At 75.8% G+C, this 26,206-nt stretch carries 21 protein-coding genes; 10 read left to right on the top strand and 11 right to left on the bottom strand.

The window, feature by feature from the left end; all coding sequences use genetic code 11:
* Window positions 1–6: 6 nt before the first annotated feature.
* The 4 genes from ACWPWW_RS14065 to ACWPWW_RS14050 form a co-directional block, all read right to left on the bottom strand.
* Window positions 7–450 (bottom strand): flagellar export chaperone FliS, encoded by a 444-nt coding sequence (locus ACWPWW_RS14065; protein WP_454050977.1) that lies wholly within the window; start codon window positions 448–450, stop codon window positions 7–9.
* Window positions 451–478: 28 nt separating this feature from the next.
* Complete coding sequence (fliD, locus tag ACWPWW_RS14060; RefSeq protein ID WP_454050976.1) at window positions 479–1,837, bottom strand: flagellar filament capping protein FliD; 1,359 nt, start codon at window positions 1,835–1,837, stop codon at window positions 479–481.
* A gap of 171 nt (window positions 1,838–2,008) precedes the next feature.
* The gene (locus ACWPWW_RS14055; RefSeq protein ID WP_454050975.1) at window positions 2,009–3,208 is read right to left on the bottom strand and encodes a flagellin N-terminal helical domain-containing protein; all 1,200 of its coding nucleotides are present in this window, start codon (window positions 3,206–3,208) and stop codon (window positions 2,009–2,011) included.
* 253 nt (window positions 3,209–3,461) lie between these two features.
* Window positions 3,462–4,340: a sigma-70 family RNA polymerase sigma factor gene (locus tag ACWPWW_RS14050; protein WP_454050974.1), complete on the bottom strand. Its 879-nt coding sequence runs from the start codon at window positions 4,338–4,340 to the stop codon at window positions 3,462–3,464.
* A gap of 351 nt (window positions 4,341–4,691) precedes the next feature.
* On the opposite strand from ACWPWW_RS14050, the gene flgN reads away from it, so the two are divergent.
* The 6 genes from flgN to ACWPWW_RS14020 are packed head-to-tail and all read left to right on the top strand — an operon-like array spanning window position 4,692 to window position 9,493.
* Entirely contained in the window at window positions 4,692–5,177 is a 486-nt protein-coding gene (gene flgN, locus ACWPWW_RS14045) for a flagellar export chaperone FlgN (RefSeq protein WP_454050973.1), read from the top strand.
* A gap of 14 nt (window positions 5,178–5,191) precedes the next feature.
* Entirely contained in the window at window positions 5,192–6,625 is a 1,434-nt protein-coding gene (flgK, locus tag ACWPWW_RS14040) for a flagellar hook-associated protein FlgK (protein WP_454050972.1), read from the top strand.
* Window positions 6,622–7,515, top strand: coding sequence for a flagellar hook-associated protein FlgL (gene flgL / locus ACWPWW_RS14035; RefSeq protein ID WP_454050971.1), 894 nt, complete (start codon window positions 6,622–6,624; stop codon window positions 7,513–7,515). Before flgK ends, flgL begins: the two co-directional genes overlap by 4 nt.
* Window positions 7,512–7,937 carry a flagellar assembly protein FliW gene (locus ACWPWW_RS14030; protein ID WP_454050970.1) on the top strand — a complete coding sequence of 142 codons (426 nt, stop codon included), beginning with the start codon at window positions 7,512–7,514 and terminating at the stop codon, window positions 7,935–7,937. The genes flgL and ACWPWW_RS14030 overlap by 4 nt, the downstream gene beginning before the upstream one ends.
* A 15-nt stretch (window positions 7,938–7,952) precedes the next feature.
* Window positions 7,953–9,218 (top strand): EAL and HDOD domain-containing protein, encoded by a 1,266-nt coding sequence (locus ACWPWW_RS14025; RefSeq protein WP_454050969.1) that lies wholly within the window; start codon window positions 7,953–7,955, stop codon window positions 9,216–9,218.
* 32 nt (window positions 9,219–9,250) lie between these two features.
* A complete protein-coding gene (locus tag ACWPWW_RS14020) occupies window positions 9,251–9,493 on the top strand; it encodes a DUF2530 domain-containing protein (protein ID WP_454050968.1) in 243 nt (80 codons plus the stop codon).
* A gap of 50 nt (window positions 9,494–9,543) precedes the next feature.
* Here ACWPWW_RS14020 and ACWPWW_RS14015 read toward each other — a convergent pair whose 3' ends face one another.
* The 6 genes from ACWPWW_RS14015 to ACWPWW_RS13990 all read right to left on the bottom strand — a co-directional run bounded on the left by ACWPWW_RS14015 (window position 9,544) and on the right by ACWPWW_RS13990 (window position 17,982).
* Window positions 9,544–10,755: an MFS transporter gene (locus ACWPWW_RS14015; RefSeq protein ID WP_454050967.1), complete on the bottom strand. Its 1,212-nt coding sequence runs from the start codon at window positions 10,753–10,755 to the stop codon at window positions 9,544–9,546.
* The gene (locus ACWPWW_RS14010; RefSeq protein ID WP_454050966.1) at window positions 10,752–13,952 is read right to left on the bottom strand and encodes a sacsin N-terminal ATP-binding-like domain-containing protein; all 3,201 of its coding nucleotides are present in this window, start codon (window positions 13,950–13,952) and stop codon (window positions 10,752–10,754) included. The genes ACWPWW_RS14015 and ACWPWW_RS14010 overlap by 4 nt, the downstream gene beginning before the upstream one ends.
* On the bottom strand, window positions 13,949–14,857 hold the full coding sequence (locus ACWPWW_RS14005) for a DUF3027 domain-containing protein (RefSeq protein ID WP_454050965.1): 909 nt from the start codon (window positions 14,855–14,857) through the stop codon (window positions 13,949–13,951). The genes ACWPWW_RS14010 and ACWPWW_RS14005 overlap by 4 nt, the downstream gene beginning before the upstream one ends.
* 1 nt (window position 14,858) lies before the next feature.
* Window positions 14,859–15,242 (bottom strand): cold-shock protein, encoded by a 384-nt coding sequence (locus tag ACWPWW_RS14000; protein ID WP_454050964.1) that lies wholly within the window; start codon window positions 15,240–15,242, stop codon window positions 14,859–14,861.
* 104 nt (window positions 15,243–15,346) lie between these two features.
* Window positions 15,347–16,636: an EAL and HDOD domain-containing protein gene (locus ACWPWW_RS13995; protein WP_454050963.1), complete on the bottom strand. Its 1,290-nt coding sequence runs from the start codon at window positions 16,634–16,636 to the stop codon at window positions 15,347–15,349.
* Between the two features lie 107 nt (window positions 16,637–16,743).
* Window positions 16,744–17,982 (bottom strand): M20 metallopeptidase family protein, encoded by a 1,239-nt coding sequence (locus ACWPWW_RS13990; protein ID WP_454050962.1) that lies wholly within the window; start codon window positions 17,980–17,982, stop codon window positions 16,744–16,746.
* A 210-nt stretch (window positions 17,983–18,192) separates the two neighbouring features.
* Between ACWPWW_RS13990 and ACWPWW_RS13985 the strand changes: the two genes are divergently transcribed.
* The 4 genes from ACWPWW_RS13985 (at window position 18,193) to ACWPWW_RS13970 (ending at window position 25,266) form a co-directional block, all read left to right on the top strand.
* Window positions 18,193–20,625 (top strand): helicase-associated domain-containing protein, encoded by a 2,433-nt coding sequence (locus tag ACWPWW_RS13985; RefSeq protein ID WP_454050961.1) that lies wholly within the window; start codon window positions 18,193–18,195, stop codon window positions 20,623–20,625.
* Window positions 20,622–22,325: a DNA repair helicase XPB gene (locus tag ACWPWW_RS13980; RefSeq protein ID WP_454050960.1), complete on the top strand. Its 1,704-nt coding sequence runs from the start codon at window positions 20,622–20,624 to the stop codon at window positions 22,323–22,325. The genes ACWPWW_RS13985 and ACWPWW_RS13980 overlap by 4 nt, the downstream gene beginning before the upstream one ends.
* Window positions 22,326–22,422: 97 nt before the next feature.
* Complete coding sequence (locus tag ACWPWW_RS13975) at window positions 22,423–24,459, top strand: TPM domain-containing protein (protein ID WP_454050959.1); 2,037 nt, start codon at window positions 22,423–22,425, stop codon at window positions 24,457–24,459.
* Between the two features lie 42 nt (window positions 24,460–24,501).
* On the top strand, window positions 24,502–25,266 hold the full coding sequence (locus ACWPWW_RS13970; protein ID WP_454050958.1) for a PspA/IM30 family protein: 765 nt from the start codon (window positions 24,502–24,504) through the stop codon (window positions 25,264–25,266).
* A gap of 172 nt (window positions 25,267–25,438) precedes the next feature.
* On the opposite strand, the gene ACWPWW_RS13965 is transcribed toward ACWPWW_RS13970, so the two are convergent.
* Window positions 25,439–26,191 (bottom strand): type 1 glutamine amidotransferase, encoded by a 753-nt coding sequence (locus tag ACWPWW_RS13965; protein ID WP_454050957.1) that lies wholly within the window; start codon window positions 26,189–26,191, stop codon window positions 25,439–25,441.
* Between the last annotated feature and the right edge of the window lie 15 nt (window positions 26,192–26,206).

Here is a 26,206-nt window from a genome sequence, read left to right as displayed (position 1 = left end):
GGTGCGCTAGCCGACACCGAGCACCCCGGCACCGGCGCCGAGGCCCTCGTACACCGGCGCGGGCCGGGGCGTCGGGACGTCGGCCGCGACGACGGTGGCGGCCTCCCGCCAGGCGTCGGCCAGCGGCGCGACGACGGTGCGGCACGCCGCGGCGCGGTCGGCGTCCCCGGACAGGCCGGCGCCGATCATCTCGGACAGCAGGTAGGTGTAGATGGACAGCAGCCGGTCGCCGCCGTCCCACTCGCCCACGTTCAGGTTGGCGATGAACTCCGCGACGATCTCCTGCGCGTGCGCCAGGTGCTGCGTGCCCTCGGCGCGCGAGCCGGCGCGCAGCGCCACCTCGGCGCGGTCCAGGTCCAGCAGCAGCCGGTCGTAGAGCATGGTGAGGAGCTTCGCGGGGCCGGCGGTGGCGACCGCGTCGGCGAGGTACCGGTTCCGGACGTCGTACACGACGGTCCTCCCTCCGTTCGGGGGTGGGTCAGCTCGACGAGCTGTCGGTGTTGAGCTGGGCGAGCTGCTGGCTGAGGAAGTTGGAGGTCGACTGCATCTGCGACATCGAGACCTCCATCGCGGTGTACATGCGCACGAGGGTGGCGCGGCGGGTCGCGAGGCGGTCGTCCCAGCCGGCGATCCGGTCGGCGAGGTCGCTGACCTCGCCCTCGTAGGACGTGATCTGCGCGGTCAGCGAGCCCTTGGTGGTGTCCGACGCCGACGTGGCGGCGGTCTCGAGCGCCGCGGCCACGGCCTGCACGATCTTCTGCGTCCGGACCGGGTCCTCGTTGTAGGCGGCGGTGAACGCGGCCTCGTCGTACGTGTACGTGCCGTCCTTGCCCAGCACGATGCCGACGGAGGCCGGCGACTTGCCGTCGACCTCGATCGCCCCGGCGGCGAGCACGCTCTGCTGCAGCACCCGGACCGCCGTGTTGCCCGACAGCAGCCCTCCCTTGAGGATCGAGCTGCCGTCGTCGGCCGTGCCGGTCGAGGACTTGGTGCGATCGGCGATGTCGCCGAGCACCGCGGTGAGGTTGGTGACGAGGTTCGACGCGAGCTTGCTCATCGAGGCGGAGCTGCGGGCCACCGTGACGGTGACCTCGTCGGTGCCCGCCTTGCTGACCGTCAGGTCCACGCCCGTGAGCAGGCCCTTGAACGCGTTGGTCGAGGAGGTGACCTCGGTCTGGCCCGGCGTGCCCGGCCAGAGGGTGACCTTCGCGTCGGACGCGGCGCGCAGCTGCTGCCCGCTGAGGGTCGTCCCGTCGTTGGGGTTGTTCGCGGTCAGGGTGAACGCGTTGTCGGCGCCGGTGCTGGTGCCGGTCAGCTGGAGCCTGTAGACCGGGGCGGCGGCGGTGCCGACGTTCACGGCCGAGGCGGAGACGCCGGTGCCCTCCGCGTTGAACGCCGCGACGACGTCGCCGATGTGCGTGCTGGAGGCGACGATCGTCTTCTGCTCGCCCCCGACGGTCAGGGTGAAGCTGGGCTTGTCGGACGTGTACGACGTCGGCAGCGTGTAGAGCGTGGACTGCGAGGCGGCGAGCTTGTCCACGGTCAGCGTGAGGGAGGACGGCGTCGCGTCCGTCGACGTCACGGCGGTGACCGCGGTGGACGACGCCGTCGCCGTCGTGGTCTGCCAGGACTCGGTCTTGAGCGCCGCGGTGGCAGCCGTGCCCAGCGAGGCGACCTTGGTGTTCAGCGACTGCAGCGCGCTGACGACCGACTGCAGGCCCGTCCGCTTGGACGCCAGCAGGGTCTGCTGGTTGCCCTCGACCGCCATGAGCTGGTCGATGATCGCGGTGGTGTCCAGGCCGCTGATCAGGCCGTCGATGCCGATGCTGCTCACCATGCTGGTCCGGTCCTCCCCGGTGGAGCGGTTGCTCGTGCGCGGCGGTGCCGGCACGCGACAGGCGGTGGGTGGACGGTCGTCCACCCACCGCCTGTCAGGTCGTGCGGTGCCTCCCGCTGTCACCAGCGGAGGGCGGTACCCCCCACCGGGTCACCGGCCGGGGGCGTCAGCTCACTGGAGGAGCTGGAGAACGCTCTGCGGCAGGTTCTTGGCCTGGGCGAGCATCGCGGTACCGGCCTGCGACAGGATCGAGGCGCGGGTGTAGCTGACCATCTCGGACGCCATGTCGGTGTCGCGGATGCGGCTCTCGGACGCGGTCAGGTTCTCCACCGCGACGTTGAGGTTGTTGATGGTGTGGTCGAAGCGGTTCTGGACCGCACCGAGGGAGGAACGGACCTGCGACACCGAGGTGATGGCGTCGTCGATCAGGTCGATCGCCTCGGTCGCACCGGACGCCTGCTTGAAGCTGGCCTCCGAGGCGGCGACCTCGGCCGCCGTGCCCGTGACGGACGCGGTGGTGATCTCGATGCCGGCACCGCCCGAGGCGTCGGCCGTGGCCGCGCCCGCACCGAAGGTCGCGGTCAGCGCGGCCTGCAGGGCCGTCTGCGCCGACGCGGCGTCGGTCGCGGCGGAGTAGTCCACCGACGTCAGGTCGAGGGACTTGTCACCGATGGTGATCGTGCCGTTGAGCTTGCCGAACTCGGCCACCGCGGTGGCGTCGTCGGAGTAGTCCGCGGCCGCACCGAGCGTCAGGACACCGGCGGTGCCGGACTCGGCGTCGGTGGTGTTGGTGCCGGTGGTGGCGTTGGCGGCGACGGCGGTGACGTCGACGCCCGACAGGCCGAGGCCCTCGGTGCCGAGGCCCTTGCCGCCCGCGAGGGCGATCTTGACGTTGATCTTGTCCTGCGCCGAGGTGTTGGCGCCGACCTGGAACGAGCCGTCGTAGTTGCCGTCCAGCAGCTTCTTGCCGTTGAACGTCGTGGTGTCCGCGATACGGGTCAGCTCGGTCTTGAGCTCGCCCAGCTCGTCCTGGATGTTGGACTTCGCGGTGTCGGACAGACCACCCTCGTTGGACGCCTGGACCGACAGCGTCCGCATGCGCTGCAGGATCGAGTGCGTCTCGGTCAGGGCGCCTTCTGCGGTCTGCACGACCGAGATGCCGTCCTGGGCGTTGCGGACGGCCTGCGTGGTGCCGCCGATCTGGGCGCGGAGGCCCTCGGAGATCGCCAGACCGGCAGCGTCGTCAGCAGCGCGGTTGATGCGCAGGCCGCTCGACAGCTTCTCGAGCGACTTGCTCAGGTCACCCTGCGTGGCGGAGAGGTTGCGGTACGCGTTCAGTGCCGCGATGTTCGTGTTGACGGAGAGCGCCATGGTTCTCTTCTTCCTTGATCGGGGTACTCGTGGCCCATCCGTGGGCTCACCCTTGAACTTCGACCGGCGCCGGGCGCCTCTGAGGGATTCGCGCGGGTTCACCCGATAGGGCCAACCCGACCGCGATGCAGGTCGCTGACCTGCGGTGATGCTCCCGGAAGACCGGAGCAGGCGCCGGCCGCGGTGTCGCGGTCCGGCGCCTGCTGCGCTGTGAACGGTTCTGGTGCTCCGGGTGGAGCGGGTGCGCCGCCGGTCAGACGGCCAGGGCGCGGGCGCCCCGGGTGTCGCCGTCGTACGGGGTGGGGACGACGCCGGCGGCCTCGACCTGGTGCCCGGCGGCCGACATCGCGGCGCGCGAGGCGACCGCGGCGAAGTACGTGCGGCGGCGGCGCTCGGCCACCCCGTCGGGCCGCTCGGCCGCCGGGACCATCTCGGGGTCCAGGCTGGCGTTGAGGCCGTCCTTCATGAGCGCCAGGCCCTCGGTGCGCAGCTGGCTGATCCGCGACTGCGTGACACCCAGCTCCTCGGCGAGCTCGGCGACGGACCGGTCCTGCAGGAACAGGCCCTCGATGACGGTGCGGAGGCGGTCGGGCAGCGTCTCGACCGCGGCGCGGAGGTAGCGGAGGCGCTCGCCGAGCAGGACGTTGTCCTCCGGGCCGGGGGCGTCGTCGCGGACCAGGTCGGCGACGGGGTGCACGGTGGCGTCCATCGAGAGCACGCGGCGCTCGGCGTCCTGGCGGGCCTGGTCGACGGCCGCGAGGTCGGTGCCGAGGGCGGCGGCCAGCTCGGCGCGGGTGGGCGTGCGGCCCAGCGTCGCGGTGAGGCGGTCGCTGGTCGCCGACAGCTCGCGGGCGCGGTGGCGGGCGCCGCGGGAGGCCCAGTCCATCGAGCGCAGCTCGTCGATCAGGGCGCCGCGGATGCGCAGCGCGGCGTAGCGGGGGAACGGCACGCCCGTCTCCGGGTCGTACGCCCGCGCGGCGAGCACGAGGGCGAGGTGGCCGGCGGACACGAGGTCCTCCCGGCTGACGGTGGCGGGGACCCGGGAGAGGACCTCGCTCACGTGGTAGCCCACGAGAGGCATGTGCGGGACGACGAGGTCGTCGGCGCTGGGGGCGGCTGCAGAACTGTTCACGGTCCGGTTCTCGGTCCGGGTGAAACAGGCCTTGAGTTTTTCTCATCAAGTTCTCAGAGACCCGAACTATGCGACTTCAAGGCCATTTCGGACGTTCCGGTCTGACAAATCGGACATCCGTTGACATAGTCCCGGGCTACGGCGAACGGGTGTGACGCACGCCACATCCGGGAAGCCGCTGTCCCGAGAAGTTGCCTGTGGGAACCGTCGCCGCGACGCGGACCGGGCCGCCGGCACCACAGACCTGTCCGATTTCGCTCAGGTCCCCGGCCCGCGGCCCGATAGGAGGTGCAAGCCCGCCGGAGCACCCCGGCACCGGCACCACCGCCGAACGGAAAGGGGACTCCCCCGATGGCCCTGAGCCAGCTGTCCGACGTCCTGTGGGCCGAGCGCCGCCTGCTCGAGCTGCTGCTGTTCAAGCTCGAGGAGGAGCAGCTCGTGCTCACGAGCGGACGCACCCGGTGGCTGGCCCACGCCACGCGGGAGGTCGAGGCCGTCCTCGACCAGATCCGCGACGCGGAGCTCGGCCGGTCCGTCGAGGCCGACGCGCTCGCGCTGGAGCTGGGCCTGGAGCCCGGCGTCAGCCTGCGCACCCTCGCCGAGAACGCCCCCGCGCCGTGGGACGACCTGCTCCACGCGCACCGCGACGCCTTCGTCCAGCTGACGACCGAGATCAGCCAGCTCGCCGACGGCAACCGCGAGCTGCTGGCCATGTCCCACCGGGCCACGCAGGAGACGCTCATGTCCCTGCAGGAGACCGTGCAGACGTACGACCCGACGGGTCACACCACCGCCGAGGCCGACCGCAGCGCGCAGCTGCTCGACCGGTCGTTCTGAGAGGAAGAGGATCCGTGAGCACCTTCTCCGGACTGGGGACCGCCCTCAGCTCCCTGATCGCCCAGCGCCAGGCGCTGGAGGTGTCGGGGCAGAACGTCGCGAACGCCAACACGGTCGGCTACACCCGCCAGCGCGCCGCCCTGTCGTCCCTGCCCGCCGCCACCGTCCCGTCGATGTTCTCCAGCTCCGACGGCGTCGGCCAGGGCACCGCGGTGACCGGGTTCGAGCGCCTCGGTGACGTGTTCCTCGACGCGCGGCTCCGCAACGAGACGTCGGGCGCCTCGCGGCTCGCGGCGATCGCCACCGAGTACAAGACGCTCGAGACCACCATCGGCGAGCCGTCCAAGACCGGGTTCTCCAAGGACCTCACCGCCTTCTGGACCGCGTGGTCCGACGTCGCCAAGGACCCGTCCTCGGAGGCGAGCCGCTCGGTGCTGCTCGAGAACGCGAAGGCCGTCACCGACCGCATCGCCACGATGTACGGGGACACCGGCACGCAGTGGTCGCAGGCGCTGACCACCACGACGTCGCTCGTCACGCAGGTCAACACGACCGCGACGAACATCGCCGACCTGAACAACCGCATCCTGTCGATCACCAACGCCGGGGGCTCCGCCAACGAGCTGATGGACCAGCGCGACCTGCTGGTCACCGAGCTGTCCGGCCTGGTCGGTGCGTCCACCCGCACCAACGAGGACGGCACCGTCGACGTGATGGTCGCGGGCAACGCGCTCGTGTCGGGGTCGACGGCCAACGCCCTCGCGGTGTCCGCCGACAGCCCCCCGTCGTTCCAGGCCGCGGTCGACGGCGGGACCGTCTCGATCGTCTGGGCCCGCAACGGCAACCCCGCCGGGCTCGAGGGCGGCCGCGTCGCCGGCCTGCTCACCACGCTGGCCCCGCCGGCGGGCGGCGGCATCCTCACCAGCACGGGCGTCTCCCTGAACGCCCTCGCCACGAACATCGCCGGTCAGGTGAACGCGGTGCACAGCACCGCCTACACCGTCGACGGGTACGCGACCGGCACGACCGGTGGCGACTTCTTCACGCTGACCGCCGGCCAGCCGGCCGCGCTCGGCCTGACGGTCGCCGTCACCGACCCCGCGGGCATCGCGGTCGCCGCAGCGGGCAAGGGCCCGTACGACGGCAGCCTCGGCACCGCGATGGCGAACCTCGCGAACGCCACCGGCAGCCCCGACGCGCAGTGGTCGGCCTTCGTGGTCGACCTCGGCGTGAAGTCGGCCAGCGCCTCCTCGCGCGCCACGGTCGCCGAGGCCGCCCGGTCCACCGCCGCGGCCGCGCAGCTCGCGCAGACCAGCGTCGACACCGACGAGGAGTCGGTGAACATGCTCGCCTACCAGCGGGCCTACGAGGGCGCGGCCCGCGTCCTGACCGCCATCGACGAGATGCTGGACACGCTGATCAACCGGACGGGGGTGGTGGGCCGATGAGCACGATCGGACGCGTCACGCAGTTCACGGTGCGGAACTCGACGCTCGAGAACCTGCAGAACAACCTGCACAAGATGTCGACCCTCCAGGCGCAGATGTCGTCGGGGTCCAAGATCAACCTCGCCTCGGACGACCCCGCGGCCACCGCCGACGTCCTGCGCCTGCAGGGCGAGCAGCGCGTGCTCGGCCAGTACCAGCGGAACGCCGACGACGGCGAGGCCTGGCTGACCACCGTCGACAGCGCGCTGCAGACCTCGCTCTCCTCGGTGCGCAAGGCGAGGCAGCTCACGATCAACGGCGGCGACGGCGCGCTCGGCGACACCTCGCGCATCGCGCTCGCCCAGGAGATCGAGGGCATCCGCGACGCCCTGCTCGCCCAGGCGAACACCACCTACCTCGGGCGGCCGGTGTTCGCCGGCACGTCAGCCGGCCCGGCGTTCTCGGGCACCGCCGACGGCTACGCCTACAACGGCGTCGCGGCCGGCACCGTGGACCGCACGGTCGCCAGCGGCACCACGATCCGCGTCGACTCCACCGGCTCGGACGTCTACGGCCAGGGCGACGACTCGATCTTCGCCGTGCTGGACGGCATCAGCGCCACGCTGCGCGCCGGCGGCGACCCGACCGACCAGCTGGACGCGATCGACGGGCACATCGACAACATGCTGTCGGAGGTGTCGTCCGTCGGTGCCCGGCAGAACCAGGTCGACGCCGCCCAGGCACTCATCACCGAGAACCAGCTGACGTCCACGACCCGCCTCTCGGCGATCCAGGACGTCGATCTCGCGCAGATCATCCTCGACCTCGGGTCGCAGGAGGTCGCGTACAAGGGCGCCCTGAGCGCCGCCGCCAAGGTACTGCAGCCGACTCTCCTGGACTTCCTCCGATGACCGCTGACCTGGTCGACGCCCCGCGTCGCACCCACCTGCCCGAGCACCTCCACCTCGCCGCGCCCATGCCGGGCCTGGTCGGGTACGAGGACTTCACCCTGACCCCGCTGGACGACGACGGCGTGCTCTACGCGCTCCGGTCCGAGCCCGACGGCGCGCGCCCCGTGCGGCTGTTCGTCGTCGCCCCGGACGCGTTCTTCCCCGACTACGCCCCCGCGATCGACGGCGCCGTGCTGGCGTCCATCGGCGCGGAGCGCGACCGGGCCGTGCGGCTCGTCGTCGTGCGCCCCGCGGACGGCGCCGAGCCGCCGACCGCGAACCTGCTGGCCCCCCTGGTCCTCGACCCGGCGAGCGGCGCGGCCGTCCAGACCGTCCTGACGGAGGACTGGCCGCTGCGCGCCCCGCTCGGCCGGGCCGCCTGACGCGACGGAGATGTCATGACCTCGACCCTGGGCGCCGACGCGGGGACCACCCCCGTCCCCGGCGAGCGCGCCGCGAGCGGCAGCACGACCCCGATCGGCGGCGGCGAGACCACGGTCCTGCGGCAGCCCGTGGTGCTGCCCGACCGGTCCGTGTACGGCTACGCCGTGCGCGTGCTGGTCAGCGGGCCGACCGGCGCGCCGCTGCCCGACGAGGCGACGGAGCCGGCCGTCGAGACCGCCTACAAGCGGCTCGACCTGACCGGCCTGGCCGGGGACAAGCCCGTCCTCCTGCGCGCCACCGCGGGGCTGCTCGCCGGCACCACGGCCGTCTGGTACGACGCCGAGCGCCTGCTGCTCGAGATCACGCCGGCGCTCGCCCGGCGCCCCGACATCGAGGCCCTCGTCGACGCCGCCGCCGCCCGCGGCAGCCGGCTCGCGCTGGCCGACTTCGACGGCTCCCTGCCGCAGGAGCAGCTGCTCGACCGGGTCGCGCTGGTCAAGGTCGACCTCCAGCGGGGCGCCGAGGCCTGCGTCGAGCTGATCGCCCGCGCGCACGCCGCCGGCGCGACCGTGGTCGCCGAGCACACCGACAGCACCGAGCGCCTGGAGCTCGCGCAGCAGGTCGGCGCCGACCTGCTGCAGGGGCCGATGTTCCACCGCGACCAGGCGCCCACCCGGCGCTCGTTCTCCGCGGGCGAGCTGCAGTGCCTGGAGCTGCTCCGGGTGCTGTCCGGCGACCAGGTCGACCAGCAGACCGTCGTGCGGACCGTCGCGTCCGACCCCGAGCTGTCCATGCGCGTCCTGCACCTGGTGAACTCGTCGGCCTTCGGGCTCCGGCGCGAGATCGACTCGGTGCTGCAGGCCGTCGTCCTGGTCGGCCCGCGCCAGCTGCACGCCCTGGCCATCGCCTCGCTGATCGACGCCAAGCCGGCGTCGGTGGGCACGCTGTGGTCGATCCTCACCCGCGCGATCACCTGCCACGCCCTGGCCGGGGAGGACGTCGGCTACACGGTCGGCCTGCTCTCCGCCGTGGCCGCGCAGCAGGCGATCGACCTCGCCGAGCTGGTCGAGCGCACCGGTGTCTCCGACCAGCTGGCCGGCGCGCTCCTGCGGCACGAGGGCCGGCTCGGCCAGGTGCTCGCCGCCGTGCTCGCGCACGAGGAGAACGACACCGCCGCGGTCGCCGCCACCGGCCTCGAGCCGTGGGACGTCGCGCACGCGTACCTCGCGGCCGTGCCGAACGCGCTGGCCACCGCGACCGCGCTCGCGTTCGGGGAGTGAGGGCGTCCCGCCCGAGGTCCTAGGCTGGGCCCGTGCCGTCCTTCATCCAGCTCGCCCTGCGCCCCGAGCGCCGCAAGCCCGCGCCCGACCCCGTCCCGGTGAGCCTGCGGCCGGTGTTCCTGGTCGGCATCGGGGCGTGGCTGGTCGCGCTGGTCGTGGCGGTGGTGCTCTGGCTGACGGGCTCGGCCGCCCCGCACGGCGTCTGGACGTGCGCCATCGGCGCCGCGCTGGGCGTGGCCGGGCTGGTCTGGACGCAGCAGCGGCCTGGTCGGTAGCTGCCGGTAGCAGCCGGTAGCTGCCGGTAGCTGCCGGTAGCCCGTCGCCCTCAGCCGCCGGCGCGCGCCGCGGCCGCCCGGGCCCGGGTCCGGCCGTTCGCGTGCTCGGACCACCGCGGCACCCACAGGCCGAGCGCGCCGGCCGCGACCACCCCGGCGGCGCCCATCGTGACGATGCCGGCGGCGAGGCTGCCCGCGGCCGCCACGGCGGACACGACCAGCGGGCCCGCCGCCGCGCCGGAGTCCTGGAACACCCGCCACACGCCGAGGAACTGCGCGCGGTTCCCGGGCGGCGCGACGTCGGCGCCCAGCGTCATGAGGATCCCGGACCCGATGCCGTTGCCGAACCCCATGACCATCGCGACGACGGCGACGCCGGTCAGCGTGCTGGTGAGCGGCAGCACCGCGATCGCACCGCCGAGCACCAGCATCGACGGCACCGCCACCCACAGCCGGCCCCGGCGGTCCATCACCTTGCCCGCCGGGTAGAACAGCAGCATGTCGACGGCGCCGGAGATGCCGAAGACCAGGCTCGTGGTCGCCGGTGCGAAGCCGAGGTGCTCGGACCACAGCGGGAGCACCACCTGCCGGGTCGCCCGCACGGCGCCGACCAGCACGACCGCGAGCCCGAGGGTGGCGAGCAGCCGCCGGTGCCGGCGGACCAGCTCGCCGGTGGACACGACGGGCCGCGCCCGGTCGGCCGCGGGGTGCCGGTCGTCGATGTCGCGGGCCAGCCCGACGACCACGGCCGCGGCGACGGTGGTGCCGACCGCGAGCCAGAACACCGCCTGCAGGTCGCCGACGTGCAGCACCGCGGCCCCGAGGAACGGGCCGAGGAAGATGCCGATCCGCGAGATCCCGCCGAGGGTCGACAGCGCGCGGGCCCGGTTCACGACCGGGACGACGTCCGACAGGTAGGCCTGCCGGGCCAGGTGGAACACCGCCGACGCGCTGCCGACCACCAGGACGCCGGCGGCCAGCACGCCGAGGTTCGGCGCCAGGGCGCAGGTCGCGAGCGCGACGCAGGCGAGCGCCGCCGCGGCGATCATCGCGCGCCGGTCGCCGATCCGGGCGGCGAGCGCGCCCGCGGGCACGTCGCCGAGGATCTGGCCGATCCCGAGCAGGGCCACCACGAGCGCTGCCTGGTCGAGGCCCGCGCCGAGGCCGGCGGCGACCAGCGCGACGACGGGGACGATGGCGCCCATGCCGGTCTCGTACAGGAGCGCGGGCAGGTAGGCCGAGGTGATCAGGCTGCGGGTCATCGACCGCCCATCATGCCCCCGCCGTCGGCGACCTGCTCCACGGCGAGCTCGGCGGCCCGCCCCGGCTCGACCAGCGCCAGCTCCACCGCGTGCCGCCGCCGCCACGCGCCGGCGGCCTGCGCGAGCCCGCGCGCCAGCCCGGCCAGGTGGGTGGCGTGCACCGTGGCGTCCGGGCCGGAGCCCTCGACCCACCAGTCCACGGGCACGCCGTCGACGCGCAGCGTCTCGTGCTCGACCCAGGTGGCCGGCGCGTCGGGCAGCAGCGGCCGCACGGCGGGCGGGGTGCCGGCCAGGCTCCCGACGTCGTCGCCGTCGGCCTCGCCCACCCGGCCGTCGGCCAGGTCGACGGCCAGGGGCAGGCCGAGGGCCTCGGCGAGGTCCGCCGGGTCGGCCGGCCCGGTGACGGGCACCATCGCCGCGACGTCGGTGCGCTGCCACCACATCGGTGCGGGGGCGACGGCGGCGTCCTCGGCGTGCACCAGAGCGACGCGGTCCGGCGCGACCAGCGCCGGGAGCACGTCCAGGTCCGGGAGGCCGTCGCCGGCGGCGGCGAGGCCGGTCCACGCGGACCAGACGGCCGCGGCGAGCGGGAGGTCGACGGGCCCGCCGACCGCGGCGGCCGCGCGCAGCAGGCGGTTCCACTCGGCGGCCGGCACGGCGGCGAGCCGGTCGACGCCGCCGAGCGCCGCCTGCGCCACGGGGTCGAGCCCGGCGACCTCCGGCGGGGCGCCGGGGAGCAGCCGCGCCACGGCGGGCTCGGCGCCGGCGACCGCGAACGGCGCCTCCAGGTCCAGGCCGGACCGGTGCCGCAGCCACCACGCGGTGTAGCCGGGTGCCGTCGCCGCGCCGGCGCGCACGGGGTCCAGCAGGGCGCCACGCAGCGGCCCGGGCTCCGTGAGGCGCGCGAGCACGGCCGGCCAGGCACCGGGGTCGACGGCGTCGAGGTCGGCGACGGCGACCACCTCGGCGAGCGTCTCGCCCTCGCCCACCAGCGCGGCCACGGCGGCGACGTACTCGTCCCAGCCGTCGAGGGCGTCGGTGACCAGGTCGGTGTCGTCGTCGAGCCCGAGGTCGTCCACGCCGGCCACGACGTCGGTGAGCAGCAGCGGCACCAGGTCGCGACGGACGCCGACGGCGGCCAGGGTGTCGGCGCCCCAGCGCTCGACGGCAGCGTCGTCGACCGGGGCCAGCACCCGCGGGTCCAGCAGCTGCTCGGCGGCCGACCCGGGCAGCACCAGGCCGTGCGCCGGCGTGGGCTCGTCGTCGTCGGCGCGCAGGGTCAGCAGCCCGAGCACCGCCCGCGCGGCGGGCACCGGCGCGTCGTCGGGGGCGCTGCCGTCATCGGCCAGCGCGGCCCGCACCAGGGTCAGCACGGCGTCGCTGACCTGCTCCGCGAGCTCGAGGTCGTCCTCGTCCGCCTGGTCGAGGACGGCCTGCCGCACGCCGGGGTGCGCGAGGAGCGCGGCCGGGTCGGCCGGCGTCGCGCCGAGTCGCTCCAGGACGTCGTGCGCCGCCGCCGGGTGCACCAGCCGGACGCCCCAGCGGCCCAGCGTCGCGAGCGACCGGGCCACCGGGCCGGACGGGTCGAGAGCGCCGGCGACGGGCAGCAGCAGCCCGCGCGCACCGCGCACCACCCGGCCGTCGGCCAGCGGCACGGGCAGCCCCGCGAGCTGCTCGCGCACGAGGGGGTCGGCGACGGCCGGCGCGAGCGCGGCGTACAGCGCCCGCCAGCGCTCCGGCGGGAGCCCCGACGCGGCGGGCAGCTCGTCGACGACCTCGCCCACCTCGCGGACCTCCACGCCGAGCGCGCGGGCCGCCGGCAGCCCGCCCGCGGGCAGCACCGCCAGGCCGGCGAAGAACGGCGCCAGGGCCCGGGTCAGGTCCGCTGCCGACGGGCCCGCCAGGGCGACCGCGCGGTGCGGCTCGACCAGCACGGGACCGTCTCCAGCGCCGGCCGGCCCGTCCGCCACCCCGGGCGCCGCGGGCACCAGCAGCGGCGTCCGGCCGAGCACGGCGACGACCCGCCCGCGCAGTGCGGCGTCGACGTCGCTCGCCGGCAGCCCACCCGGGACCAGGCGCAGGGCGTCCTCGCCGTCGGCCGCGCAGGCGGCGGCCAGCCGCGCGTAGGCCTCCGCGACGACGTCGAGCAGCGCGTCCGTGGCCCGGCCGCGCGCGACGTGCCGGCGGGTGGGGTCCAGCGGGACCGTGGCGACGAGCAGCGCCGGCAGGTCCAGCGCGTCGTCGGTCGGCGTCGGGGCGTGCAGGACCCGGTCCCACGGCGGCACGCCGGCGCCGTCGACCGGCAGGGCCCACGTGACCCGCCACCGGCGACGCGCCCGCTCCTCGACCGGCCGGTCCGCGACCAGCGCCGGGTCGAGCTCGCCCTCGACCGTGAGCCGCCGCCAGCGCCGGTCGACGTCGGCCACCCGACGGCGCCGCCCGGTGGTCTCGTCCTCGACGACGACCTCGGTCAACCCGGGCAGGGCGAGCAGCAGCGGGTCCCCGACCTCGGCCAGCATCGCGCGCACCGCGTCGAGCGCGACGTCGTCCCGCAGGTCGAGCACCACCGCGGTGTCGTAGCCCTCGGGCGGGCGGCCCGCGTCCTCGCCCACGGGGTAGGGCAGCCGCAGGGCGGGCAGCGAACCCTCCCGCCGGGCGACCTCGTCCGCGAGCCGCGGCGCGTCGGCCGCGGCGAGGGCCAGCTCGGCCCGGGCGTCGGCCAGCGAGAACCGCACCGAGCCCGACGTCGACAGCACCCGCACGTCGTCGGCGACGGCCCGCACCGCCGAGAACCCGACGCCGAACCGGCCGACCAGCGCCAGGCCGGACGACCCGCTCCCGGCGGCGGGCAGGCCCTGCCAGTCGCGCGACGACGACGCCCGCATCGCGGCCATCGACGCGACGCCCGCGGCGTCCAGCGGCGCACCGGTGTTCGCGGCGAGCAGCACGCCGCCCCCGGAGCCGGCCCCGGAGCCGTCGCCCGCGGTCAGGCGGAGCAGCAGCCGCCCGGGCACGCCCGCGCGCACGGCCGCGTCGGCGGCGTTCTGCGCGAGCTCGACGACCACGCGGTCGCGGTAGTACCCGCGGGCGTGGTCCTCCTCGGTGTTGGCGTCCTCGCGCAGCCGCGCGGGATCGGCCCGCCACGTCCCCAGCACCCGCTCGCGCAGCGCGCGCGTGCCGTGGACGTCGGCGGTCACGGCTCCGGCTGCTCGCCGGGCTGCTCGGGTGCCGGTTCGCCGGCGGGCTCGATGGTGACCTCGACGTCCAGCGTCGTGGTCTCGACCGTCACCTCGTCGGCGGCGTGCTCCACGACGACCGGCTCGACGACGGCGGGCTCGGCGACGTCCACCTGGCGGACCGGCGCCGTCGGCTCGACCACGAGGTCGGAGGCCACGGGCACGTCCGGCCACTCGGACGGCCGGTCCTCGACGTCGGTCTCGGAGTGCGCGCCGCAGCCGTGCTCCAGGGCGACGACCTTGCCGTCGTCGGGCGACCACTCGTTGACGCACACGCCGAACACCGTGCCGAGCGACCCCTGCAGCGGCACGAGGAACCCGCACGTCATGCAGGACTGCGCGGACGCGATGGAGCCGGCGCTCGTCGGGCCCTGCTTGCCGCGGTACCAGCGCTCGGCGGCCTCGGAGATGCCCAGGGGCGACAGCACGCGGTTGCGGGCCAGCGCGAGCTCGCCGATCGCGACCTCGTCCAGCTCGGGGTCGCCGGTGGGCGTCCAGCCCGGCTCGAGGCGGGGGTCGTCGGCCTTGAACGGCAGCACGTCGCCGGGGCCCAGGTCGCCGGGGCGCAGGCGCTCGTCCCACGGCAGCCAGGCGGGCGCCAGGATCGCGTCGTCGCCGGGCAGGAGCACGGCCTCGCACACGGTCGCCTTCCGGGCGCGCGGCACCCGGGACAGCGTGACCGTCCAGACCCAGCCGCGGTAGCCCTTCATCGTGCAGGCGAACCGGTGGGAGACGAGGCGGTCCCCGTCCACGGTGTACCCGAGGTGCTCGCCGACGTCGGCGGGGTGCTCGGCCAGCTCGAGGGCGGCCTCGCGGGCGAGGTCGACGGCACCGGCGAGGACGGCGTCCTGGGTCGCGGCAGCCATCTCAGGCCTCGAGGTCGTCGGCGACGGCGCGCAGCAGGGTGGCGACCTGCTCGGCGCGGGACTTCTCGGGACGGCGGCCGCGGCGCAGGTCGTTGCCGACCCGGTCGAGCACCTTGATCAGGTCCTCGACGATGACCGCCATGTCGTCCACCGGCTTGCGCGTGACCGCGGCGACCGAGGGCACCGGGTCGAGCAGCTTGACGGCCAGCGCCTGCGGGCCGCGGCGGCCGTCGGCCACGCCGAAGTCCACCCGGGTGCCGGGCTTGGGGGCGCCGATGCCCGCGGGCAGGGCGGACGCGTGCAGGAACACCTCGGTGCCGTCGTCGGCGGCGATGAAGCCGAACCCGCGATCGGTGTCGTACCACTTGACCTTGCCGGTGGGCACTGCGTTCCCCGTGTCTGTCGTCGGTCTGCCGTCGGTCGCCCCTGGCGTGCAGGGCGTGCGGACCGGCGTCGGCCCGCACGTCACCAGGTTACCGGTCCCGCGACTCACCCGTACGCGACGTCGCCCTCCACCCCGTCGCCGCCCGGGACCGCCTGCAGCCGCGGCACCGGCTGGTAGACGGTGGCGAGCAGCGCCCGGGCCTCGCGCAGCGCGGTGAGGTAGACGAGCGAGACGTGCAGCGCCGAGTAGGGCGAGCGGATCGCCGGGGCGTGCTCCTCCGCGATGGCGTCCAGGTACGCGTCGAGCACGTCGCACGCGGCGACCACGCGGGCGCTCGGCTGCGAGCGGTGCAGCTCGGGGTCGAGGTCGGCGACGGGCACGTCCAGCAGCTCGGACACGATGCGCACCAGCGCCTCCGTCGACGCCTCCAGCGGGTCCTGCGGCGCCAGGATCTCGGCGGCGCGCGTGCGGGCGAGCGCCATCAGCGGGATCTCGTCGTCGTGGTGCCCGGCCGTGGCCAGCACCTCGAGGATCAGCATCGCCCGGAACCGCTCGCGGCCGAGCAGGACCAGCGCCTGGTGCAGGTTGCGGACCGTGCGCCCCGCACCGGAGACGGAGTTGACGACGCGGAACACCTTGAGCGCGATCGCCGGGTCGGCCGCGGTGAGCCGCGCGAGCCGGCGGTAGGAGACCTGCGGGTCGCCGAGCTGCACGAGCAGCCGGCCGGCGACCATCGCGTGGTGCGCGAGCGCGGGCCGGGTCAGCACCGTCGGGCGGCGGAAGTGGTAGCCCTGGAACAGGTCGAACCCGGCGTCCTGGGCGGCGAGGAAGTCGGCCTCGTCCTCGACGTGCTCCGCGACCAGCGCGGCGTGCGGGGCCGCCGTGCGCAGCTCGTCCGCGAACGCGGCCAGCCGGTCGCCGACGTCGGACATGTCGACCTTGACGTAGTCGCACAGCGGCAGCAGGTCCCAGCGCTGGTCCCCCGGCACGAAGTCGTCCAGCGCGATGCCGAACCCGAGCCGGCGCAGGCGCTCCACCCCCGCGACCACCTCGTCGTCGGCGGGCACCTGCTCCAGCACCTCGAGCACGACGCGGTGCGGGTCGAGGGCGACGGGCAGCTCGTCGACGATGAACGACCGCGGGACGTTGACGAACAGGTCGCCGTTGCCGGCCAGGTCCTCGACGCCGAACTCGGTCAGGGTCGCGACGATCACCGTCGCGGTGGCGCGGTTGTCGTCGATCCCGGGACGGACGCCCGACGCCTCCGCGTCGGCGCTCGCCCGGAACAGCAGCTCGTGCCCGATCGGGCGGCTGAGCACGTCGTAGATCCCCTGGCGCGCCACGCACACCTCGTGCGTCGCACCGGGCAGGTGCCCGGCCGTGATCCCCGTCATGCGTGTCCCTCCGCTGAGCGCGCACCGGCACGTCCCGGCGGACGTGCCGACGTGTTCATCGGCACCGGTCGGGCCGACCTGAGCGCTCGACCGGGTGGACCCGCTGATCAGACGGGCGACACGGGGCTCCCGGCGTCCGCCAGGCGGTCCAGCGCGAGCGCGGCGAGGAGGGCCGGCCCGACCGCGAGCGCCCCGTCCTCGAACCGTGCCTGCGCCGAGTGGTTGTACGGCGCGGTGCGCGGGTCGGCGTCCGCGAGCGTGGCCCCGACCCCGACGTAGGCGCCCGGTACCGCCTGCAGCACGTAGGAGAAGTCCTCGGCGCCGGAGAGCGGCTGCGTCGCGGTGACGTAGGAGCGCTCGCCGAACAGCCCGGCCGTCAGGCGGGCGGCTCGGTCGACCTCCGCCGCGTGGTTCGACGTCACCGGGTAGCCCCGCCGGTAGTCGACCGTCACCGACAGCCCGTGCGCGGCGGCGACGCCCTCGCACACCCGGGCCAGCCGCTCGGGGACCGCCGCGTGCACGGCCTCCGAGAACGTCCGGACCGTGGCCTCGATCCGGGCGTCCGCGGCGATGACGTTGTCCGTGGTGCCCGCCTCGATCTTCCCGACGGTGACCACGACGGGGTCGAAGACGTCGAACTGGCGCGTGACCATCGCCTGCAGCGCGAGGACGATCTCGGCGGCCACCGGCACGGGGTCGAGCGCCAGGTGCGGCATCGAGCCGTGCCCGCCGCGCCCGTGCACCGTCACGTGCACCGTGTCCGCCGCCGCGAGCAGCGTGCCCGGGCGGCTGGTGACGGCGCCGGTCGGCAGCAGCGCGGACAGGACGTGCAGGCCGTAGGCGGCGACGACCCGCTCCCCCGCCGCGTCGAGGACGCCCTCCTCGATCATGAGCCGCGCGCCGTGGTCCCCCTCCTCACCGGGCTGGAACATCAGCACGACCGACCCGGCGATCTCCTCCCGGCGCGCGGCGAGCAGCCGGGCGGCGCCGACCAGCCCGGCGACGTGCAGGTCGTGGCCGCAAGCGTGCATGACGCCGGGCACCTCGCTGCTGAACGGCTCCCCGGTGTCCTCCGTGACCGGCAGGGCGTCCATGTCGCCGCGCAGCAGCACCGCCGGCCCGGGACGCGCGCCGCGGAGCACCGCGACGACGGAGGTGAGCCCGGTGCCGGTGCGGACCTCGAGGCCGAGGGGCTCGATCGCCTCCAGGACGAGGGCCTGCGTGCGGGGCAGCTGCAGGCCGATCTCGGGCGTGCGGTGCAGCGCGTGCCGGAGCGTGGCGAGGTCCGGCAGCAGCGCCCGGGCGTCGGCGCGCAGGTCCTCGAGGGCGGAGCGGTCGAGCGGCATGTCAGACCTCCGTGGGGTGGGGCGCACGGGTCCTCGGCGACCTCGGCGCGGGTGCGGCGGCGCAGCGGGGAGCACGGGCACCGGTCGCGCGGCGCCCTCGCCAGATCAGCCACTCGGCCACGCAGACGAACGTACCGCCGAACACCCCGCCGGCGTCGGCCGGCGACCTCCACCCCCGCCGGTGGTCGGGCGGAACGTATCGTGGTGCGGATGGCCACGTTCAGCGAGCACCTGCGCGGCAGGTCGGACGACGAGCTGGTGCGCCTGCTCCTGCGGCGCCCGGACCTCGCGCACCCGTCCCCCGCCACCCTGGCGTCGCTCGCCGCCCGGGCGACCAGCCGGCCCAGCCTGGAGCGCGCGCTGGCCGGCCTGGACGCCGCCGTGCTGCAGACGGTCGAGGCGGTCGTCGCGCTGCTCGCCGCCGCCGAGCCGGGCGCCGGCGTGCGCGCGAAGGACGTCGTGGCCGCGGTCGGTGCGGACCGGCGGGACGCCGCGGGCGTCCGGGAGGCCCTGGCCACCGCCACCGGGCTCGCCCTGCTGCACCCGGTCGGCGGGCGGGCGTCCGACCCGCTCCTGCGACCGGCTCCCGGCGTCGCCGAGCTGCTCGGGCCCGGTACCGCCGGGCTCGCCGCCCCCGCTGCCCACGACCCCGCGCCGTCGGCGGTCGCGGGCCTGCTGGAGCAGGCGCCCGGTGCCGGCCGGGCCGTGCTGGACGCGCTCACCTGGGGGCCGCCCGTGGGCGTGCGCCCCGCCACGGGGCCCGCCGCCGACACCGTGACCGAGCTGGTCCGGCTGGGGCTCCTGGTCCGCGCCGACGAGCGGCACGTGCTGCTCCCGCGCACCGTCGCGCTCGCGCTGCGCGACGGCCGCACCCACCGGGCGCCCGCCGCCCCGCCGTCCACCGACGACCTGCCGCGCCGCGACCCCGCGCTCGTGGAGGCCGAGCACGCCGCCGCGGCGGAGCGGGCCGTGCGGCTGGTCGCCGGGCTGATCCGGCTCTGGGGCGCCGGCCCGCCGGCCGTGCTCCGCGCCGGCGGCCTCGGCGTGCGCGACCTGCGCCGCACTGCGGTCGCTCTGGAGGTCACCGAGGCCGAGGCGGCGTTCGTCGTCGAGCTCGCGGGCGTCGGCGGGCTGGTGCGGGACGACGGCGACGAGTCGCCGCACTACGTGCCCAGCACCGCCGCCGACGAGTGGCTGGCCCTGGACCTGGCCGACCGGTGGGCGCGGCTCGCCGCGTGGTGGGCCGGGACGCCGCGGTGGCCCGCGCTGGTCGGCACCCGCGACGAGAAGGGCGTCGTCCGCCCCGCGCTCGGCCCCGAGCTGGGCCGGCCGTGGGCGCCGCGGCTGCGCCAGGCCGTCGTCGGGCTGCTCGCGGAGGCCGGGCCGGGCGCGGCCCCCGACGGCGAGCGCGTCCGCCACGGCCTCGCCTGGCGCAGCCCCCGGTCGGTCCCGCCCCGCGACGCCGTCGACGCCGTGCTGCGCGAGGCGGGGTGGCTCGGCGTGCTCGGGGCCGGCGCGCTGGCCGTCGCCGGGCGCGCCCTCCTCGACACCGACGTCGACCCCCGTGCCGGTCTCGCCGCCGGGCTGGCCGCCGCGCTCCCCCCTGCCGTCGACGACCTGCTGCTGCAGGCCGACCTCACCGGCATCGTGCCCGGGCGGCCCAGCCAGGACCTCGAGGCCCTGCTCGACACCTGCGCGCGCGTCGAGTCGCGCGGCGGCGCCGTCACCGTCCGGTTCACCCCGGAGTCCGTGCGCGACGCGCTGGACTCCGGCACCACCGCCGACGACCTGCTGGCCGACCTCGCCGCCCACGCCCGCGGCGGCGTGCCGCAGCCGCTGGAGTACCTCGTGCGGGACGCCGCCCGCCGGCACGGGCGGCTGCGCACCGGGGCGGCGTCGTCGTACGTGCGCACCGAGGACCCCGCGCTGCTCGCCGGGCTCGCCGAGGACCCGCGGCACGCCGGGCTCGGGCTGGTCCGGCTCGCGCCGACCGTGCTCGCCGCGCAGGCGCCGCTGCACGAGCTGCTCGCCGCGCTGCGCGCGCACGGCCTCGCCCCGGTCGCCGAGACGCCCGACGGCCAGGTGCTGCATGCCGCGCCGACCGTGCGGCGGGTGGCCGCGAGCCGCTACCGGCCGACCGAGGTCCCCCGCGGCGCCGTGCCGCCGGCCGAGCGGGCGGAGGCGCTGGTCGGGGTGCTGCGCCGGGCGGACGAGGCGCGCGCCGAGTCGGCGGGCACCGGCGGGACCGGAGCCGTGGGCGGTGCGGTGGGCGGTGCGGTCCCCCCGGCGGCCCCGGCGGCCCCGGCGGCCCCGACCCTCCGCGACCGCGCCACCGGCGTCACCGCGGGCACCGCGGCCGCCCGCGCCGGCCGGGCAGGTCCGGTCCGGACGGGAACAGCCGACCCCGTCGAGGCGTTGGGGATGCTGCGCGAGGCGGCAGCCGGGCACACCGAGGTGTGGCTCGACCTGGTCGGCTCGCGCGGCGCCCTCGAGCGACGCCGCGTACGGCCCGTCCGGGTGGACGGCGGCCGGGTACGCGTCGTCGACACCGCCCGGGACGCCGAGATCGTGGTCGCGGCGCACCGCGTCGCCGCCGTCACGCTGATCGACCCGCAGCCCTCGTCAGGACAGGACACCGCATGACCGACGGACCCCTGATCGTCCAGAGCGACAAGACCCTCCTGCTCGAGGTCGACCACGACCAGGCGGAGGCCTGCCGCCGCGCCATCGCCCCGTTCGCGGAGCTCGAGCGCGCGCCGGAGCACGTGCACACCTACCGGCTGACCCCGCTGGGCCTGTGGAACGCCCGTGCCGCCGGGCACGACGCCGAGCAGGTCGTCGACGTCCTGCTCGAGTACTCGCGCTACCCGGTGCCGCACGCCCTGCTGGTCGACGTCGCCGAGACCATGTCCCGGTACGGCCGCCTCCAGCTGATGGCGCACCCGGTGCACGGCCTGGTCCTGCACGCCCTGGACGCCGCGGTCCTCGCCGAGGTGCTGCGGTCCAAGCGCACGGCCGGCCTGGTCGGCGAGCGGATCGACGCGACCGACGTCGTCGTGCACCCTTCCGAGCGCGGCACCCTCAAGCAGGCGCTGCTGAAGCTCGGCTGGCCCGCCGAGGACCTCGCGGGCTACGTCGACGGCGAGGCGCACCCGATCGACCTCGACACCTCCGGCGAGTCGAACCCCGGCCCCGACGGCGCCCCGCGCCCGTGGACGCTGCGGCCCTACCAGGCCGAGGCCGCCGACGGCTTCTGGCACGGCGGCAGCGGCGTCGTCGTCCTGCCCTGCGGCGCCGGCAAGACGCTGGTCGGAGCCGCGGCGATGGCCCGGTCCAAGACCACCACGCTGATCCTCGTCACCAACACCGTGTCCGCGCGGCAGTGGCGCGACGAGCTGATCCGCCGCACGTCCCTCACCCCGGACGAGATCGGCGAGTACTCGGGCGCCCGCAAGGAGATCCGCCCCGTCACCATCGCCACCTACCAGGTGCTGACGATGCGCCGGAAGGGCGTGTACCCGCACCTGGAGCTGCTCGACGCCCGCGACTGGGGCCTCGTGGTCTACGACGAGGTGCACCTGCTGCCGGCGCCGATCTTCCGGATGACCGCCGACCTGCAGGCCCGCCGCCGCCTCGGCCTGACCGCCACGCTGGTGCGCGAGGACGGCCGCGAGGACGAGGTGTTCAGCCTGATCGGCCCCAAGCGGTACGACGCGCCGTGGAAGGACATCGAGTCCCAGGGCTACATCGCGCCGGCCGACTGCGTCGAGGTCCGCCTCACGCTGCCCGAGCGCGACCGGATGCTCTACGCGACCGCCGAGCCCGAGGACAAGTACCGCCTCGCGGCCAGCGCGCCCGGCAAGTCCCAGGTGGTGCGCCGCCTCGTGGCCAAGCACGCCGGCGAGCCGACCCTGGTGATCGGCCAGTACATCGACCAGCTCGAGGAGCTCGCCGACGACATCGGCGCGCCCGTCATCACCGGCTCGACCTCCGTGCCCGAGCGGCAGCGGCTGTTCGACGCGTTCCGCGCCGGGGAGATCACCACGCTCGTGGTGTCCAAGGTCGCGAACTTCTCGATCGACCTGCCCGAGGCCTCGGTCGCCATCCAGGTGTCCGGGTCGTTCGGCTCGCGCCAGGAGGAGGCCCAGCGCCTCGGCCGGCTGCTCCGCCCGAAGGGCGACGGCCGCACCGCGCACTTCTACGCGGTGATCGCCCGCGACACGGTCGACCAGGACTTCGCGCAGCACCGGCAGCGGTTCCTCGCCGAGCAGGGGTACGCGTACCGGATCGTCGACGCCGAGGACCTGGACCAGGCGACCGAGACCCCGGCCGACCCGGCCTGATCCGCGCCCACCCGGCCGCCCGGCTCGCCGGGCGCGGGGAACCTCTGGGGGGACGGCTGCGTTGCGACGGGTGCACGCCCTGAGAAAGGATCAACGGGTGCCGTCGTCGCTGCGTGGTCTGCCCCTGCTCGTCCCGCTCCTCCTGGGCGCGCCCCTGCTCGCGGGCGCCGCGCCCGCGCCCCAGGCGCTGCCTGCGACCGTCCTGTCGAGCGAGATCACCGACGAGGTCGGCGCGCTCGGCGGCCAGGAGAGCACCGCGCAGGCCGCGCTCGACCAGCTGGCCGAGGAGACGGACTACCAGCTCTACGTGGTGTACGTCGCCGACTTCGACGGCCAGACGCCCGAGGCGTGGACCACGGCGGCGCGGACGTCCTCCGGGCTGGGCGACTCCGACCTCACGCTGGCCGTCGCCACCGAGGCGCGGCAGTACTACCTGGCGCCGGGCTCCGTCCCCGGCCTGACCAGCGACCAGCTGGACGACGTCGCCGCCGACGTCGAGGACCAGCTGCGCGACAGCGACTGGGCGGGCGCCGCCGTGACCGCCGCGGACGGCGTCCGCGAGGCCGCCACCGGGACCGGGTCGGGCGGCTCGTCGTCCTCCGGCGGCAGCGTCCTCGGCTTCGTGCTCGTCCTCGGGCTCGTCGCGATCGCCGTGGTCACCTTCGTGGCCTGGCGCCGGTCGAGGAACCGGATGCCGCAGCGCGTCGGTGCGGGGCAGCAGGGGCGGGCCCCGGGCGGGCCCGCAGGCGAGCTGGCCGCCCTCCCGACGCCCGAGCTGGACCGCCGGTCGGCCTCCGCGCTGGTGGGCATCGACGACGCGCTGCGGGCCTCCGAGCAGGAGCTCGGGTTCGCGCAGGCGCAGTTCGGGCCCGAGGTCACCGGCGAGTTCGAGCGTGTGCTCACCCAGGCGAAGGCGCAGGTCACCGAGGCGTTCCGGCTCCGGCAGACCCTGGACGACGACGTGCCCGACACCGAGCCGCAGGTCCGCGAGACCGCGACCCGCATCCTGCACACCGTCGGCCAGGTGTCCGCGGCGCTGGACGCGCAGAAGGAGGGCTTCGACCGGCTGCGCGACATCGAGTCCCGCGCGGGCGAGGCGCTCGACGCGCACGAGCGCGCGGCCACGGCGCAGCGCGCGCGGGTCGAGGCCGCCCGCGGCACCCTCGCCCAGCTCGCGGCGACCTACCCGGCCACCGTGCTGACGTCCGTCACCGGCAACCCCGGCCAGGCGCTCGCGCTGCTGGACGAGGTCGGCACCGCGATCGCCCAGGGCCGGCAGGCCGTGGCCGCCGGCGACCGCGGCGTCGCCGTGCGGTACGCCCGTGCTGCCGAGGAGGCGCTCGGCCAGGTCGGCACGCTCCTGGACTCGGTGGACCGGGCGCGCACGGACCTCGCGACCATCGGCTCCCGGCTCGACGCCGCGGTCGCGTCCATCTCCGCCGACGTCGACGACGCCGAGCGCCTGGCCCCGCGGCACCCGGAGGTCGCCGCCCGTGCCCAGGACGCCCGGGCCGCCATCACGGCCGGGCGGGCCGCGCGCGCCGGCGACGGCGACCCGCTCGCCGCCCTGCGCGCCCTCACCGACGCCGAGGCGGCCATCGACGCCGCGCTCGCCCCGATGCGCGAGGCCCAGGACCGTGCGCGGCGTGCCCGCCAGCTGCTCGACCAGACGCTCGGCCGGGTCGACTCCGCCGTGCGCGGCACCACCGACTACATCGAGACCCGGCGCGGCGCCGTCGGCCCCGAGGCCCGGACCCGGCTCGCCGAGTCCCAGCGCCTGCTGCGGACCGCGATCGACCAGCGCGACACCGACCCCGAGCGCGCCCTCGGCGCCGCGCAGCAGGCCGACGGCCTGGTCCGCGAGGCGCAGGCCCTCGCCCAGCGCGACGTCGACTGGTACGACCAGCAGCGCCGCGGCGGCCCGGGCGGCCCCGGCGGCGGCATCGGGAACGTCGGCGGCATGGTGCTCGGCGGGATCCTCATCGACTCGATCCTGCGCGGCGGGGGCGGCGGCTGGGGCGGCGGCGGCGCGCACGGCGGCTTCGGCGGCGGCGGGGGCGGCTTCGGCGGCGGGGGTCGCGGTGGCGGCTTCGGCGGCGGCGGGGGCGGCGGGGGCCGCGGCGGCGGGTTCTAGGACATGTTCGGCAGAGGCAAGAGACGAGAGAGGCACCAGGCGATGACCGAGAAGCAGAGCATCTTCGGCCGGATCACCCAGCTCGCGCGGGCGAACATCAACGCCCTGATCGACCAGGCCGAGGACCCGCAGAAGATGCTGGACCAGCTGGTGCGCGACTACACCAACTCCATCGCGGAGGCGGAGAAGGCCATCGCGCAGACCATCGGCAACCTGCGCCTGGCCGAGCAGGACTACAACGAGGACGTCGCCGCCGCCCGCGAGTGGGGCGCCAAGGCCCTCGCCGCGTCCGCGCGCGCCGACCAGTACCGCTCGGCGGGCGACGCGGCCAACGCCGACAAGTTCGACAACCTGGCCAAGGTCGCGCTCGGCAAGCAGATCAGCGCCGAGGGCGAGGTCCGGGACTCCGCGCCGCTCATCGAGTCGCAGCGCGAGACGGTCGAGAAGCTCAAGTCCGGCCTCGCGCAGATGAAGGACAAGCTCGGCCAGCTCAAGCAGCGCCGCGACACGCTCGTCGCCCGGCAGAAGTCGGCGCAGGCGCAGCAGACCGTGCAGACCGCGATCTCCTCGATCAACGTGCTCGACCCGACCAGCGAGCTGGCCCGGTTCGAGGAGAAGGTGCGCCGCGAGGAGGCCATGGCGATGGGCCAGGCCGAGATCGCCGCGTCCTCGCTCGACGCGCAGTTCGCGGAGCTCGAGTCCTCCGGCGCGGAGATCGAGATCGAGGCCCGCCTCGCCGCGCTGAAGTCCGGCGGCCAGCCGCAGCAGCTCGGCAGCACCCCGGTCACCCCGCAGATCGAGGCCTGACCCCCGCAGCACGCCGACGGCCCGGCACCCCGCGGGGTGCCGGGCCGTCGCGCTGCCGGGCCGCTCGCGCCGTCGCGCGAGGTCGTCACCTGCGCACGAGGTCGTCAGTCCGGCGGGACGACCTCGTGCACGTGTGACGACCTCGGCGGGGGCACGCCGCCCGCCGGAGGCGTCAGGCGGTGACGCGCTGGGCGACCCGCGCCCGGACCAGGTCCGCGAACGTCGCCGCGAGCACCGCGCCGTCGGCGCGCACGCGCTCGTCGGCCGCCGCCACCGCCGCGTCCACGGCCGCGGTCTCCTCGGCGGAGTCGCCGTCGTCGACCGACCAGGCGTGCATCGTCGCCGGCGACGCCTCGGGGTGGAACTGCACGCCCCACGCGCACTCGCCGACGCGGAACGCCTGGTACGGGTACATCCGGGACGCGGCGAGCCAGGCGCCACCGCGCGGCAGGTCCACGATCGCGTCCGAGTGCATCGTCGGCATCGGGGTGCTGCGGCCGTCCGCCGCGGCCGCCGCCAGCCCGCCGAGCAGCGGGTCGGTGAGGGCCTCGGGGCGCCACCGGACGTCGACCACGCCGGACTCGCGCCCGGGAGGCGCGTCCACGTCGACCCGGCCGCCGGTCGCGACCGCGAGCAGCTGCGCGCCGAGGCAGATGCCGAGCGTGGGGACGCCCGCCGCTGCCGCGTCGGTCAGCAGCGCGCGGGTCTCGGCGATGCCCGGCTCGTGCTCGTCGTGCGCGGACATCTGCCCGCCCAGCACGATCAGGCCGTCGAGGCCGGTCGCCGGCGCGAGCGGCTCGCCCGCGTACGCGCGGACCAGGTGGACGCGGACGCCGTCGAGCTGCTCGGCGAACCGGTCGAGGGGCACCGTCGCGTCCAGCTGGACGACGGTGACGACGGGGAGGGAGGAGGAGTCGGCACTCACGAGGCAGCACCGTAC

The sequence above is a fragment of the Cellulomonas sp. Marseille-Q8402 genome, assembly GCF_965119525.1.
Note: the sequence above shows the minus strand (reverse complement) of the source record. Positions and strands in the feature narration are given on the sequence as shown.

Coding starts and splice junctions, on each gene's coding strand:
- ACWPWW_RS13995 (WP_454050963.1), bottom strand. CDS start 16,636: ATGACGGGGATCACGGCCGGGCACCTGCCCGGTGCGACGCACGAGGTG.
- ACWPWW_RS14055 (WP_454050975.1), bottom strand. CDS start 3,208: ATGGCGCTCTCCGTCAACACGAACATCGCGGCACTGAACGCGTACCGC.
- ACWPWW_RS14025 (WP_454050969.1), top strand. CDS start 7,953: ATGACCTCGACCCTGGGCGCCGACGCGGGGACCACCCCCGTCCCCGGC.
- flgN (WP_454050973.1), top strand. CDS start 4,692: ATGGCCCTGAGCCAGCTGTCCGACGTCCTGTGGGCCGAGCGCCGCCTG.
- ACWPWW_RS13980 (WP_454050960.1), top strand. CDS start 20,622: ATGACCGACGGACCCCTGATCGTCCAGAGCGACAAGACCCTCCTGCTC.
- ACWPWW_RS14005 (WP_454050965.1), bottom strand. CDS start 14,857: ATGGCTGCCGCGACCCAGGACGCCGTCCTCGCCGGTGCCGTCGACCTC.
- fliD (WP_454050976.1), bottom strand. CDS start 1,837: ATGGTGAGCAGCATCGGCATCGACGGCCTGATCAGCGGCCTGGACACC.
- ACWPWW_RS14030 (WP_454050970.1), top strand. CDS start 7,512: ATGACCGCTGACCTGGTCGACGCCCCGCGTCGCACCCACCTGCCCGAG.
- ACWPWW_RS14015 (WP_454050967.1), bottom strand. CDS start 10,755: ATGACCCGCAGCCTGATCACCTCGGCCTACCTGCCCGCGCTCCTGTAC.
- ACWPWW_RS13985 (WP_454050961.1), top strand. CDS start 18,193: ATGGCCACGTTCAGCGAGCACCTGCGCGGCAGGTCGGACGACGAGCTG.
- ACWPWW_RS13990 (WP_454050962.1), bottom strand. CDS start 17,982: ATGCCGCTCGACCGCTCCGCCCTCGAGGACCTGCGCGCCGACGCCCGG.
- flgL (WP_454050971.1), top strand. CDS start 6,622: ATGAGCACGATCGGACGCGTCACGCAGTTCACGGTGCGGAACTCGACG.
- ACWPWW_RS13970 (WP_454050958.1), top strand. CDS start 24,502: ATGACCGAGAAGCAGAGCATCTTCGGCCGGATCACCCAGCTCGCGCGG.